The 14,533-nt window shown below is 37.0% G+C and carries 13 protein-coding genes; 1 reads left to right on the top strand and 12 read right to left on the bottom strand.

The annotated features are described in order from the left end of the window. Genes ftsA through mraZ form a run of 12 tightly spaced genes read right to left on the bottom strand, consistent with a single transcriptional unit; the run spans position 1 to position 13,463 of the window. The gene (ftsA, locus tag BLT57_RS04635) at positions 1 to 1,332 is read right to left on the bottom strand and encodes a cell division protein FtsA (RefSeq protein ID WP_091426661.1); all 1,332 of its coding nucleotides are present in this window, start codon (positions 1,330 to 1,332) and stop codon (positions 1 to 3) included. Positions 1,333 to 1,335: 3 nt separating this feature from the next. Next, the gene (locus BLT57_RS04630) at positions 1,336 to 2,028 is read right to left on the bottom strand and encodes a cell division protein FtsQ/DivIB (protein WP_231928766.1); all 693 of its coding nucleotides are present in this window, start codon (positions 2,026 to 2,028) and stop codon (positions 1,336 to 1,338) included. A gap of 16 nt (positions 2,029 to 2,044) precedes the next feature. Then, on the bottom strand, positions 2,045 to 3,397 hold the full coding sequence (murC, locus tag BLT57_RS04625) for a UDP-N-acetylmuramate--L-alanine ligase (RefSeq protein WP_091422936.1): 1,353 nt from the start codon (positions 3,395 to 3,397) through the stop codon (positions 2,045 to 2,047). After that, the gene (gene murG / locus BLT57_RS04620; RefSeq protein WP_091422935.1) at positions 3,397 to 4,491 is read right to left on the bottom strand and encodes an undecaprenyldiphospho-muramoylpentapeptide beta-N-acetylglucosaminyltransferase; all 1,095 of its coding nucleotides are present in this window, start codon (positions 4,489 to 4,491) and stop codon (positions 3,397 to 3,399) included. The genes murC and murG overlap by 1 nt, the downstream gene beginning before the upstream one ends. Beyond that, positions 4,491 to 5,684: an FtsW/RodA/SpoVE family cell cycle protein gene (locus BLT57_RS04615; protein WP_091422933.1), complete on the bottom strand. Its 1,194-nt coding sequence runs from the start codon at positions 5,682 to 5,684 to the stop codon at positions 4,491 to 4,493. The genes murG and BLT57_RS04615 overlap by 1 nt, the downstream gene beginning before the upstream one ends. Positions 5,685 to 5,693: 9 nt before the next feature. Beyond that, positions 5,694 to 7,025 carry a UDP-N-acetylmuramoyl-L-alanine--D-glutamate ligase gene (murD, locus tag BLT57_RS04610; protein ID WP_091422930.1) on the bottom strand — a complete coding sequence of 444 codons (1,332 nt, stop codon included), beginning with the start codon at positions 7,023 to 7,025 and terminating at the stop codon, positions 5,694 to 5,696. Then, entirely contained in the window at positions 7,026 to 8,267 is a 1,242-nt protein-coding gene (gene mraY, locus BLT57_RS04605; protein WP_091422928.1) for a phospho-N-acetylmuramoyl-pentapeptide-transferase, read from the bottom strand. A 1-nt stretch (position 8,268) separates the two neighbouring features. Continuing rightward, positions 8,269 to 9,732 (bottom strand): UDP-N-acetylmuramoyl-L-alanyl-D-glutamate--2,6-diaminopimelate ligase, encoded by a 1,464-nt coding sequence (locus BLT57_RS04600; RefSeq protein ID WP_091422926.1) that lies wholly within the window; start codon positions 9,730 to 9,732, stop codon positions 8,269 to 8,271. Continuing rightward, complete coding sequence (locus tag BLT57_RS04595) at positions 9,732 to 11,678, bottom strand: penicillin-binding protein (protein ID WP_091422923.1); 1,947 nt, start codon at positions 11,676 to 11,678, stop codon at positions 9,732 to 9,734. The genes BLT57_RS04600 and BLT57_RS04595 overlap by 1 nt, the downstream gene beginning before the upstream one ends. Positions 11,679 to 11,735: 57 nt before the next feature. After that, a complete protein-coding gene (locus BLT57_RS04590; protein WP_091422920.1) occupies positions 11,736 to 12,053 on the bottom strand; it encodes an FtsL-like putative cell division protein in 318 nt (105 codons plus the stop codon). Positions 12,054 to 12,112: 59 nt separating this feature from the next. Then, the gene (rsmH, locus tag BLT57_RS04585) at positions 12,113 to 13,009 is read right to left on the bottom strand and encodes a 16S rRNA (cytosine(1402)-N(4))-methyltransferase RsmH (protein ID WP_091426659.1); all 897 of its coding nucleotides are present in this window, start codon (positions 13,007 to 13,009) and stop codon (positions 12,113 to 12,115) included. After that, positions 12,996 to 13,463 (bottom strand): division/cell wall cluster transcriptional repressor MraZ, encoded by a 468-nt coding sequence (gene mraZ / locus BLT57_RS04580; protein ID WP_091422917.1) that lies wholly within the window; start codon positions 13,461 to 13,463, stop codon positions 12,996 to 12,998. Before mraZ ends, rsmH begins: the two co-directional genes overlap by 14 nt. A gap of 299 nt (positions 13,464 to 13,762) precedes the next feature. On the opposite strand from mraZ, the gene BLT57_RS04575 reads away from it, so the two are divergent. Further along, positions 13,763 to 14,527: an alpha/beta fold hydrolase gene (locus tag BLT57_RS04575; protein ID WP_091422915.1), complete on the top strand. Its 765-nt coding sequence runs from the start codon at positions 13,763 to 13,765 to the stop codon at positions 14,525 to 14,527. Positions 14,528 to 14,533: the final 6 nt, after the last annotated feature.

Here is a 14,533-nt window from a genome sequence, read left to right as displayed (position 1 = left end):
TTATTCTGCGTTATCTAAAAAATCTTTAACGCGTTCTGTTAATTTGTCTAAAAAGGACTTGCGTTCTTTTTTTGGTTGCTCAATCGCTTCTTCATGCGCGCCATGGTCCTCAGCATTTTCTTCGGCCACCTGCTCCATGAGCTCTATTTCTTTCTCGGCACGTTTGCGTTCCTGACGTTTTAATCCGTCCATCACTAAACCTACAGCGGTGGCGTACAACGGACTTGCAATCTCATCATCACTATCACCCGCAAGGTGCTCGTTTGGATAGCCAATTCTTGTATCCATTCCTGTGATATACTCCACCAATTGCTTCAAATGCTTCAACTGACTTCCGCCTCCCGTTAAAACAATACCGGCTATTAATTTTTTCTTTTGCTCTTCGTGACCGTAGTTCTTAATCTCAACATACACCTGCTCTACAATTTCAACCACTCGCGCATGAATAATCTTAGATAGATTTTTTAACGTAATCTCCTTAGGTTCGCGACCACGCAATCCCGGAATCGATACGATTTCATTCTCCTTATTCTCTCCTGGCCATGCAGAACCGAATTTTATTTTTAATAATTCGGCCTGTTTCTCAATAATAGAACAGCCTTCTTTAATATCTTCTGTCACGACATTGCCACCAAATGGAATTACAGCCGTATGACGTATGATGCCATCTTTAAACACCGCAAGATCTGTGGTTCCACCTCCTATATCAATTAAAGCAACACCAGCTTCTTTTTCTTCCTGACTCAATACGGCATTAGCCGATGCTAGTGGTTCTAAGGTGATGCCTTCCAACTCTAAACCGGAGCTTTTTACACAACGCCCAATATTTCTAATCGATGACACTTGACCCACCACCACATGGAAATTGGCTTCTAATCGTCCGCCATACATGCCAATAGGTTCCTTTATTTCAGCTTGACCATCAATTTTGTATTCCTGCGGTAACACATGAATAATTTCTTCACCCGGAAGCATGACCAACTTATGCACCTGATTAATTAATCGATCTATATCTTCTTCATCGATAACCACTTCAGAATTTGCTCTCGTGATATAATCACTATGTTGTAAACTTCGGATATGTTGCCCTGCAATTCCTACCGTTACGTCTTCAATTTTTAGTCCTGCTTCAGCTTCCGCCTCTTGAACCGCTTGCTGAATGGATTGTATTGTTTGTGTAATATTATTGACCACACCGCGATGAACTCCCAAACTCTTGGATTTTCCAATCCCTAAAATTTCGGCTTTTCCATATTCGTTCTTACGACCAATCATTGCCACAATTTTTGTGGTACCGATATCGAGTCCTACTGAAATTTTATTATTCTCCATCATTTACTTTTTGGTGCAAATCACTTGCTTATCAAATTTTAAATTCACTAGCGCATAATCAGCTAGCATATCGTCTTTCATGGCTTTCTTATAGAATGCCTTTAGATTACTTATTTTTTTATCTAACAAATTCAATGATCCGAGATGGATATTAAAATCATGAGATCTAAATTTTAAATCAATAGTTTTATCTTGATTTTGATGAATAACAGTGACATGCGTCATCAAAAAATCATCTTCTTGAACTTTTTTGGCTACGGTATACACATTTACCAAATCATTCTTTTCAATATTACCAGTTACGAGAGGCACGCGTGCGGTATAATTTGTTGATAAAGGCATAAACGAACCCGTCTCATCAATGTAATAAGATGCATTTGTGCTTACTCTTGCTATAGGTTTTTTTTGTTCAATTTCAGCTGTGATTAAGCCATCAACACTCATAAACACTTGCGCTTGCTTAATCATAGAATTAGAGTTTAGGGCAGATTCTAATTCGTTCAAATCTATAATATCTTTAGGCTTGTTTGTAACGCTCTCTTGATTTTGTATTAACAATTTACTAACAGTTTCATGAGTCACGAACAGATTATCATCTCCAACAAATTTTATAGCTGGCGTCACCACCTTCCTCCCAGCATTTCTCACTGATGAAAACGCATATAAAAAACCTACTAACATTAGTAGTAAAGCCACTTTTATATAGTTATAATTAACTCGCAATACTCAATGCCTTTTTAATATGTTTGACTTCTTCTCCAATATCGCCTGCGCCTAGTGTTAAAATTACCGTGGCACTAGAGTTTTGTATCTCCTCAATAAGGTCTGCTTTTTGGACTAAAGCTTTATGAGTCGTCTCAATTTTTTCTAACAACCAACCCGACGTAATACCTTCCATAGGCAATTCGCGCGCTGGATAGATATCTAGCAATACCACTTCATCAAACTGCGCTAAACTTTCGGCAAATTCATTCGCAAAATCTTTTGTTCTGCTGAACAAGTGCGGCTGAAATATGGCCATAACTTTCTTGTTGGGATACATTTCTCGAACCGCTTGATGCACGGCATTAATCTCCTCTGGGTGATGCGCATAATCATCAATGTAAATCAGGTCTTTGGTTTTAATCTGGTACGTAAATCGTCGTTTAACACCTTTGTAAGATGCTAATCCCTTGGCGAGCTGCGGATGAGGGAGTCCATATTCTACAGACATCGCCAAGGCAATTAATGCATTCGACAGATTGTGTCTACCGGGTAGGCTAAATTTAAAATCTTTAAGCAGCGTTTTTGGTGTTTGCACATCAAACACATAGCTGCCATTTTCTATTTTTATATTTTTTACTGAATAATCAGAATTATCTTCAATACCGTAAGTAATACCCTTAATAGGTAGTCCGTTTTTAACAAAGAGCTTTCCGTTTGGTTTTATTTTTTTTGTAAAATCTTCAAATGATTTTACCAAGGCCGAGGCATCACCATAAATATCGAGGTGATCTGCATCCATAGAAGTAATACAAGCAAAATCTGGAGACAAGGTCAAAAAGGAACGATCAAACTCATCTGCCTCGACAACCGTCACTTCTGTTCCGTTTTGTATTAAATTAGAATTATAATTCTCACTAATACCACCCAAAAATGCGGTAACGGCAACATCACATGCCTTTAGTAAATGGCCTAAAATACTCGTTGTGGTCGTTTTTCCGTGGGTACCAGCTACTGCCATACAAAAGGTCTCTTTTGTAATCGCTCCTAATACCATAGAACGCTTATGAACTTCAAATCCGTTGGACATGAAGTAATTCAATTCGTTATGTGTTTTTGGAATGGCCGGTGTGTAAACCACCAAGGTTGTTTCTGTGTTTAAAAACGGACTAGCAATAGCGTTCACGTCATCTTCAAAATGAACTGAAACGCCTATTTCTTGCAAAGCATCGGTGATGTCTGTTTTTGTTTTATCATAACCCGCAACAGCGAATCCCTTAGCTACAAAATAACGCGCCAAGGCACTCATCCCGATACCTCCGATGCCTATAAAATAAACGCTATTTTTTTGCTTCAAATCCATTAACTGTTTAACAATTTTTCAACTTCGTCTGCGATATCTTTTGTTGCATTCACTAATGCCAAATCTTTTATATGTTTTGATAGCATCGCTCTTTTATCTGGAGAGGCCATCAAGTCTGAGAATTCATTTTGAAACGCTGTGTCTAGATCACTCTCCTTGATTAGAATAGCTGCTTTTTTATTGGCAATTGCCATTGCATTTTTAGTTTGATGATCTTCTGCCACATTAGGTGAAGGAATAAAAATCACAGGCTTACCCACAACACATAATTCAGATACCGAACTCGCTCCTGCACGAGAAATAATAACATCTGCAGCTGCATAAGCCATATCCATAGTATTTAAGAATGCGTGTACTTGAATGTTTTCCAACTCATTATAATGCTTATAGTCTTGATAATACAGTTTTCCACATTGCCAAATAACTTGTACATTAAGCGATTTAAAATAGTCCAGATTGTGTTCTATAAGCTGGTTGATGCGTCTTGCTCCTAGACTTCCTCCCAACACTAAAAGCGTATGTTTATTATGTATTAATCGAAATGCATCTTTACCTTCTATATGTTTACTCTCTATATCTAACAGGTCTTTTCTAATTGGGTTTCCAGTTACAACGATTTTATCTTTTGGGAAGAATTTTTCTAAACCTTCATAAGCCACACAAATGGTATTGACCTGCTTTGCCAAAAGCTTATTGGTAATGCCAGGATATGAATTTTGTTCTTGAATCAAACTTGGAACACCTTTAGATGTCGCTGTCTTTAGTAGTGGTCCGCTTGCAAACCCTCCTGTCCCTATAGCCACATCAGGCTTGAACGTATTGATGATTTTACGGGACTTTAATAAGCTTGAAAGCAGTTTAAAAGGAAATACCAGATTCTTTAAGGTCAATTTTCTTTGTATCCCTGAAATCCATAAGCCTTGAATCTCATAGCCTGCCTGAGGGACTTTCTCCATTTCCATGCGATCTAAAGCGCCAACAAATAGAAATTCAGCATCTGGAAAACGAGACTTCAATTCATCTGCAATAGCAATTGCAGGATATATATGACCTCCTGTTCCTCCGCCTGACAATATGATTTTATAGTTACTCATTAAATGGTTTCACTTAAAATTTCTAATGGATTATCCTCATTAATCTCTTGATCTTTTATCTGCTCACGTCTCGCACTAACACTCAAAATGATGCCTACAGCTAAGCAGGTCATCCAAATAGAGGTTCCTCCACTACTAATTAGTGGTAAGGTTTGTCCAGTTACTGGAAATAACTCCACGGCCACAGCCATATTTATTAAGGCTTGAAATATAATGGGAAGACCAACACCTAAGACCAAAAGCTTACCAAAAACGGTATCTGCCTTTTGAGATACTATGACGATTCTAAATAACAACCACGAGTAAAGCACTAATAAAAACAAGCCACCTACTAAACCATATTCCTCAATAATAATTGCGAAAATGAAATCTGATGAAGATTGCGGTAGAAAATTCTTTTGCTGACTCTTGCCTGGCCCTCGTCCGAAAACATCTCCCGATGCAATAGCGATTTTTGCTTTTTCAATTTGATAATCGGCTTCAGTATCTTCACCATTAGCGAAATTTTCTACACGACTCATCCAGGTATCCACACGATTTGGCATGGCATCTGGAAATGCCTTAGCTACTAAAACAAATATGGTTAAGGCAACGATACCAGTACCAATGACTACAGCCAAATATTTTAACGGATACCCTCCAATAAATGCCAACATCATCACCATCAAAAACATAATTGCCGTTGTTGAAAAATTGGCAGGCAAAATCAATATCAGTATAAAAAATACAGGCGCCCAAAGCGGTAATATAGTCTCCGTAAAGGTCACCTGTTGATCTTGTATTTTTGATAAATACCGTGCCACATACACCATTAATACCACAGCCGCCAAGGTTGAAGTTTGAAACGACATTCCTACAAATGGTATTTGTATCCATCTACTAGCGTTAGCACCATCAATAGTGGTTCCTTGCAACATCGTTATGATTAACAACACCACAACAATAGGTATCATCACCATAGATAAGCCTCTGAAATAGCGATATGGTATTTTATGAACCCCATACATAATGGCAAATCCTAAAAATAAATGCATAAAGTGTTTCACAAAAAAACTGAATGTAGTTCCTGCACCACCAACGTATGCCAAATTACTCGCAGCACTATACACAGGAAGAAATGAGAAAATAGCCAGCAATGCGGCAATTGCCCAGATTAATCGATCTCCTTTTATGTTATTAAATAATGTCTGCACTGTATGTCTTTACAAATTTCTTACGGCATCTTTAAATTGACGCCCTCTATCTTCATAATTTTCAAATAGGTCAAAACTCGCACAAGCTGGAGACAACAATACATTATCACCGGCTTCGGCTATTTTATAAGCGATTTTCACGGCTTCACTCACAAATTGAGTTTCTACGATGATGTCAACCATATTCCCAAAATTATCCATCAGCTTTTCATTATCTACACCAAGACAGATAATGGCTTTTACCTTTTCGTTGACAAACTGAAATAGCTCTTGATAATCATTGCCTTTGTCTTCACCTCCAACAATCCAAACCGTCGGCGCATCCATACTTTCCAAAGCATAGTAAGTCGCATTGACATTGGTTGCTTTAGAATCGTTGATGTACTGCACCTTATTGATTTTAAGCACATGCTCTAAGCGATGCTCAACACCTTGAAAGTTCTCTAAGCTTTCTCTAATGGTTTGCTTTCTTATTTTAAGTAAATGCGCTACTGTTGAGGCAGCCATTGCATTTTTAATATTGTGTTTCCCCTCTAATGCTAAATTTGCTGTTGGCATAATTATCTGGTTATTATCTATTGTTATTTTAATATTATCATTGTCTAAATACGCGCCATTTTCAATAGGTGTTATTAGTGAAAATGGCAATAATGTTGATTGAACTGGATGTTTTACTAACCAATTCGTGATGACTGGATCATCTGCATCATAGATGAAATAGTCGTCTTGAGTTTGATTTTGAGCAATCTTGAATTTTGATTGGATATAATTTTCAAATTCATAATCATACCGATCCAAATGGTCTGGAGTAATATTGAGTAACACCGCAATCTTGGGCTTAAACTCATGGATATCATCCAATTGAAAACTACTGACTTCCAACACGTAGTTGGGATAATCATTTTCAACGATTTGTTTCGCAAAACTTTCTCCAATATTTCCTGCTAAACCAACCTTCATATCTTGTTTTAAAACATGATGCGTAAGACTTGCTGTGGTTGTTTTACCATTGCTTCCAGTAATAGCGACTAATGTCGCATCTGTAAATTTTGAAGCAAACTCTATCTCAGATACTATTGGTATTCCTATGGCTCTAATGTGTTTAACCAGAGGCGCTTTATTTGGAATACCCGGACTCTTCATCACGATATCTGCATTCAGAATTTTTTCTTGGGAATGTTCACCATCTTCAAATTCAATCTCATTATGTATAAGAACTTCTTTGTACTTGTCTTTTATTTGTCCTTTATCAGAAACAAAAACATCATATCCTTTTGCTCTTCCTAAAAGCGCTGTTCCAACACCACTTTCTCCTCCACCAAGAACCACTAACCGTTTCATTTATCTAATTTTCAAGGTCACGATAGATATAATTGCTAAGAGGATTCCAACAATCCAAAATCGTGTAACAATTTTACTTTCATGATATCCAGATTTCTGATAATGGTGATGTAAAGGCGACATTTTAAATATGCGTCGACCTTCACCATATTTCTTTCTGGTATACTTAAACCAACTTACTTGCATAATCACCGATAGATTTTCTGCCACAAAAATTCCGCACAACACAGGTATGAGCCATTCTTTACGCACAGCAATTGCAATTACAGCTATGATTCCTCCAATGGTCAAACTTCCTGTATCTCCCATAAATACTTGAGCTGGATACGTATTATACCATAAGAATCCAATCAATGCCCCTACAAATGCCGCGATATAAATAGTAATCTCTTCCACTCTTGGGATGTACATTATATCTAAGTAGTCTGAAAATATAATATTACCAGAAACCCAAGCAAAAATTCCTAAGGTGAGCACGATAATGGCCGATGTGCCTGCCGCTAATCCATCAATACCATCGGTTAAATTTGCACCATTTGAAACACCTGTTACTATAACTATGGTAATAAAAATAAAGATGAGCCATGCATATTTTTCCAAGCCAGGACTTATCCATGTAATTAAATCGGCATAATCAAATTCGTTGCCTTTGACAAATGGAATGGTTGTTTTTGTTGATTTCTCTTCTTCTTCAAAAAGTTTCGTCGGAGAAATATTTGGGTCCTCGGCCAAAAGCACTTGTTGTTGCTCTTGTGGTAATTTTTCTTTGATAGTCACATCATCATGAAAATACAGAGTGGTTCCAACAATAATACCTAGTCCGACTTGTCCTAGCACTTTAAAACGTCCTTTTAAACCTTCTTTATTATTCTTAAATTTTTTAATATAGTCATCAATAAATCCAATGGTACCCATCCATAGGGTAGTCACAATAAGCAAAATGATATAAATGTTTTCAAGTTTCGCTAGGAGCAAAACGGGTATGAGTGTTGCCAAAATGATAATGATTCCACCCATTGTAGGTGTGCCTGCTTTTTCAACCTGACCTTCTAAACCAAGGTCTCTAATGGTCTCACCAACTTGCTGTTTTTGTAGAAAACGAATAATGCGTTTACCAAAGATGGTAGAAATTAACAAGGATAAAATAATAGCTACAGCAGCTCGAAACGTAATGAACCCAAAAAGCGATGCTCCCGGAAATTGGAACTGTTGTTCTAAATAATCAAATAGGTAGTATAACATCTTACTTTTGTAACTGCTTTAAAAATTCCTCTACTAGTTTATAATCATCAAAATCAAAGCGCTCTCCTTTGATTTCTTGATAGGTTTCATGTCCTTTACCCGCAATCAAAATGATGTCATTGGGATTAGCCAATTGACAAGCTGTTTTAATGGCTTGCTTTCGATCAACGATGGACATGGTTTTTTTGAAATTTTGAGGTTCGACCCCTTTTTCAATATCTTCTATTATGGCCTCAGGGACCTCACTTCTCGGGTTATCACTGGTAAAAATTACCTTAGTACTTAATGCAGAAGCGATATGCCCCATTTTTGGACGCTTGGTTTTATCTCTATCTCCACCACACCCTATGACAGTAATCAGTTGTTCATTTTTTGTTCGAATGCTATTAACTGTTTCTAAGACATTTTTAAGAGCATCTGGTGTATGTGCATAATCAACAATAGCGGTAACTTTTTCTTCTGAAATGAGATATTGAAAACGACCGCTAACACTTTCTAATTCACTTATCAGCCTTAGAATTTCAACTTTTTCAAGCCCCAACAATTCTGCTGTACCGTATATTGCTGTGACATTATAAGCGTTAAAACTTCCAATTAGCCTCGTCCATAACTCACTATCATTAAGTTTTAAGAGTAAGCCACTAAATTCATTTTCTAATATCTGTGCTCTAAAATCCGCATAGGTTTTAAGCGCATAGGTATACTTTTTAGCCTGTGTGTTTTGCATCATGACCAAACCATTTTTATCATCAATATTGACCAAGGCAAATGCATGTTTTGGGAGATGATCAAAAAAAGATTTCTTAACATCTCTATATTCAGCAAACGTGTTATGATAGTCTAAATGGTCATGAGTAATGTTGGTGAAAATTCCGCCTTCAAAGTATAGGCCATCTGTTCGATGTTGGTGAATCCCATGAGAACTTACTTCCATAAAGCAGAATTCAACGCCTGCGTCATTCATAAGTTTCAAGTACTTATTAATAGTCAAAGAATCTGGTGTGGTATGTGTGGCTTTATATTCGGTATTATCGACCATTATTTTGACCGTTGACAAAAGACCCACCTTGAAGCCCGCTTTTTTAAACAACTGATAAAGCAGCGTTACAATTGTAGTCTTACCATTTGTGCCAGTGACCCCTACCAATCGTAAATTTTCGGATGGATTCCCATAAAAATTAGCAGCCATAAAAGCTAATGCTTGACTTGCTTTTTCAACTTCTATATAGGTAATGCCATGCTTTATTTCAGAAGGTAATACTTCACAAATGATGGCAATTGCCCCTTTTTCAATTGCGGTTTCAATAAATTCATGACCATCAACTGTAACCCCTTTAATAGCTACAAATACATCCCCTTTAGATACCTGACGCGAATCAAAATGCACGGCATTAACAGATACACCTGTACTTCCGCTAACAGCATTAATAGTAACCTTATACAATATGTCTTTTAATTGCATCATTAAGTGCCTAAAACAATAATTTGGTTTGGTTTTATTTTTATGCCTTTAGTAATAGATTGTGACTTTATAGTTCCAACACCTTCCATTTTCACTTTAAGCCCCATATTTTCTAATAATGCCAAGGCATCCATGGCTGGAAGACCAACAACGTCTGGCATAATCGTTTTATATGTTTGAGCTGTTTGATAAAAAGACTCAAATGCTTCTTCCACTCTAGTATTGACAACCTCAAGCGATTCAACTTGGTCAATTAGAGGGGTTTCAGTATATATTTTTTGAGCAATTCTTTTGAAAACTGGTCCAGAAACATCAGACCCATAGATTCCCACTTTTGTACTAGGTTTATGTATCACTACAATGCATGAATACTTCGGGTTATCTGCAGGAAAATAACCCGCAAAAGACGACACATATTTCCTGTCTTTTAGCCATTCTTCATAATTATTATAGTCTGTTCTTGCCGTTCCTGTTTTTCCTGCCATTGAGAAATTTTCAGAATACATTCCCTGTCCTGTTCCTCTAACAACAACATCTTTTAATATCTCACGAATCTCACCTAAGGTCTGATCAGAACATATTTTTTGATTGATCACTTCTTTTTCAAATACCTCAATCTCTCTACTAAACTCCTTAACAGCCTTTATAAATCTTGGTTTCACCATTTCACCATCATTAGCAATAGCGTTATAGAAGGTGAGTGTTTGCAACGGTGTCATTCTAAGATTGTACCCATAAGCCATTGATGGCAAGGCATTACGACTCCAATTCGCCTTACCTGGCTCAGCAATGTCAGGCATGCCTTCACCAATGATTGACACCCCTAAAGGTTCATGAAGCTTCCAGCCCTTTAATCTATTAATGAATTTTTTAGGTTGTTTAGCGTAATTATCGTCTATAATAGTCGCCAAACCGATATTTGAAGACACTTCTAGTGCTCGCGCTGCTGAAATTTTACCATGTCCACGAGAATCACTTATGGTTCTTCCGTAGAAACGCTTAGACCCTTTTTTGGTATCCACTATGGTGGACGTATCAATAACTTTGTCTTCTAACGCTGCCATTAAGGCCATCACCTTAAACGTAGATCCAGGTTCATGACTTTCACCAACGGCATAATTGAGACGCTCGTAATACTTGCCATTCTTGTTACGTCCTAAATTCGAAATCGCTTTGATTTCACCTGTTTTAACATCCATTACAACAGCACAGCCATGATCGGCTTCATATTTTTCTAACTGACCTAATAATGAATGGTGTGCGATATCTTGTATATTAACATCAATCGTTGTGTACACATCATACCCGTCTTGAGGCTCCACCTGATTATAATCCACAATAGGTTTCCATTGGCCATTACCAATTTTCTGCTTGAGTCTTTTACCATTAACACCACTTAAATACTTCGCCCCAAAGGCACCATCAATACCTGGTCGTGTCACATTTCCGTTTTCATCCGTTCGTTCATAACCAATAGTGCGCTCTGCTATTCCACCCATTGGATGTTCTCGTCTTGTAGTTTGCTCTACGATGAGCCCGCCCTTTATCGCACCAAGTTTTAATATGGGAAAACTGCGTAACCTGATGTAATCTGAATAGCTGATATTTCTAGCCAATAAGAAATAACGGTTTTTATCCAGTCTAGCTTTCTTAATCACATTTTGATGATAACTTGATGTTTTTCCTGAGTATTTCGCCAATGAATCTCCTAGAGGCTTGATGAATTCATTAAATACCTCTTGCTTTGGCTGTACCGCATCAATGCGAATATCATATTTAGGAATTGAGGTTGCTAGCAAGCTCCCATCGGCAGAATATACATTACCTCTATTTGCAGGAATTTCAACGTTTTTCACTACACGTTCTTGAGCAAGACTTCTGTATTGATCCCCTTGAATAAACTGAATACTACACAACTTAAATACCACAGCAAGTGCGAAGACAAACATACTGCCAGCTACGAAATACAATCTGTTTAATATGTTAGTTTCGGTGGTTGCCACTTATCAGTTTTGTGATTTTACGGTTATTTTTTTTGGTGGAATCTCAGATATTTTGATTCCTTTTTCTGCTACTTTTTTAATAATCGATGATTCCATTTTGAGTCTCATCAACTTTGACCTACCATCTACAAATGCCGATCGATATTCTTTCGCTTCATTTTTAAGCTTTGCAATCTCATAGACTTTTTGATCTGCACTATGCGAACTCGCAATCATTATAATGGCTAATACTGAAATGAAAATGATAATTCTCCAGTTTTTAAACGAATCATCACTGACTAAAAATTTACCTCTTAATATGCTGTAAATGTTTTTTTTCATTACCCTTTTATCCTTCGGATATCTTCCCTAAAAAGGAAGCCATTCAACTATTAGTTTGACTATATCTTTTCAGCAATTCGAAGTTTCGCACTTCTTGCTCTATTATTTTTTGCAATCTCTTCAGCCGCTGGAACAATTAAACCGCCAACTTTTTTTAGTGGCACTTCAAAATTCCCAAAGACATCGCGAACAGGTTCGCCCTCAAAAAGACCGTTACGTATAAATCGTTTTACCAATCTATCTTCAAGCGAGTGATAAGATATCATACTCAATCGCCCACCTTTTACCAATATTTCTGGCGTTTGCTGCAAAAACTCTTTGAGTACTTCTATCTCTTGATTCACTTCTATTCGAATCGCCTGATAAATTTGAGCCAACACTTTATTTTCCTTTTTATGATTAAGAAACTTTTTTAGTGCCGCTTTTAATTGCTCACTCGTTTTAATATCACCCTCACGACGTGTCTCTACAATTACTTTTGCCATTGCAGGTGCCTGTCTTAATTCGCCATACTGAAATAGGACCTGCTTGATTTGCTCTTCGTCGTAATCATTAATCACGTGATATGCAGATAATCTATTGCTTTGATTCATTCGCATATCTAGGTCTGCCTCAAATCGCGTAGAGAACCCTCGCTCAGCCACATCGAATTGATGAGACGATACCCCGAAATCTGCGAGAATACCATCGACCTGTTTGACACCATAAAATCTCAGAAATCGTTTTACATATCTGAAATTTTCATTAATCAATGTGAAGCGGTCGTCATCAATTGTATTTAAAAGAGCGTCTTTATCTTGATCAAAAGCAAATAACTTTCCGTTTGGTCCTAAGTGTTTTAAAATTTCTTTACTATGACCTCCTCCTCCAAAGGTGACATCAACGTAAATTCCATCAGGCTTGATATTTAAACCTTGAACAGATTCTTTTAATAAAACCGGATTATGATATTCCATCGTCATCGTCTTGTCCCATCACTTCTTCAGCTAGATCTGCAAAATCTCCAGTTGCATCATCTATAGCCGACTCATATTTATTTTTATCCCAGATTTCGATAATATTAATGGCAGAAGCCACTACAATTTCTTTGGTAATACCAGAGAACGCCACTAAATCTTTAGGGATTAATAATCGTCCTGCCGCATCAACTTCAACGACTTTTAATCCTGCAGTAAAGCGACGTATAAAATCATTATTTTTCTTTTTAAACCGATTAAGCTTATTCACTTTTTGCATGAGCGTCTCCCATTCACTCATAGGGTACAACTCCAAACAAGGCTGAAATACAGCACGCTTCAAAACGAAACCATTTTGCAAGACAGGATGCAACTGCTTTTTGATAGCAGCAGGAAGCATGAGCCTTCCTTTGGCGTCCACTTTACATTCGTATGTTCCGATTAATGGGTTCAAAATGATTGATTTAGTACTTGTAACGATTAAGATTCAAATATATTGAAAATATTACCACAATTTACCACTTAAACCCACTTTTGTTGATAAATTTCCGTTTCAGAGGTTTTTTGCGCACCTATTCACCTCATTAAAACCTTATAAAAACTTTAGAATCAACCCTATAAAATACTGATGCTTTATCCCTAATTCATTGTTAACATCTTGAATGAAACTTTAAAGTGTGACCCTAAATAATATGCTTTTATTTTAATGGAATTAACTATATTTGTTTTTGACCAAAAATCACTAACTAGTACATGACGCATCGTTTAAAGAAAGAGAAAGATTATAGCTATATAGAAGTAGGGGAAGGCACTCCCATTATTGTGCTTCATGGACTGATGGGTGGATTGAGTAATTTTGATGCAGTTACGGATTTCTTTAGCAATAACGGATATAAAGTCTTAATACCAGAACTTCCTATTTATACAACGTCATTACTCAAGACCAATGTGAAAAGTTTCGCGAAGTATCTGCACGACTTCATTGATTTTAAGGGCTTTGACGAGGTCATTTTACTTGGCAACTCACTCGGAGGTCACATCGGTTTATATCACACTAAGCTTTATCCTGAAAAAGTGAAAGCTCTTATCATTACAGGCAGTTCTGGACTCTATGAAAGTGCCATGGGTGGTGGTTATACAAAACGCGGTGACTATGAGGTTATAAAGAAAAAAGCACAGGAAGTTTTTTATGATCCAAAAGTAGCCACAAAAGAAATTGTAGACGAGGTTTATGAAACTGTTAACGATCGCAACAAGCTTATAAAAACTCTGGCTATTGCAAAAAGTGCGATTAGACACAATATGTCTAAAGATTTACCAAAAATGGTATTACCTATTTGTATTATCTGGGGCAAAAATGACACCGTAACACCACCAGAAGTCGCTGTAGAGTTTAATCAATTATTACCAAATTCTGATTTGTTCTGGATTGACAAATGTGGTCATGCGGCCATGATGGAGCATCCTGAGGAATTCAATCAGATTCTGCATAAATGGCTAATTGACAAAAAGCTATAGTTCTAA

The organism is Formosa sp. Hel1_31_208 (genome assembly GCF_900104785.1).
Lineage (GTDB): Bacteria > Bacteroidota > Bacteroidia > Flavobacteriales > Flavobacteriaceae > Psychroserpens.
Note: the sequence above shows the minus strand (reverse complement) of the source record. Positions and strands in the feature narration are given on the sequence as shown.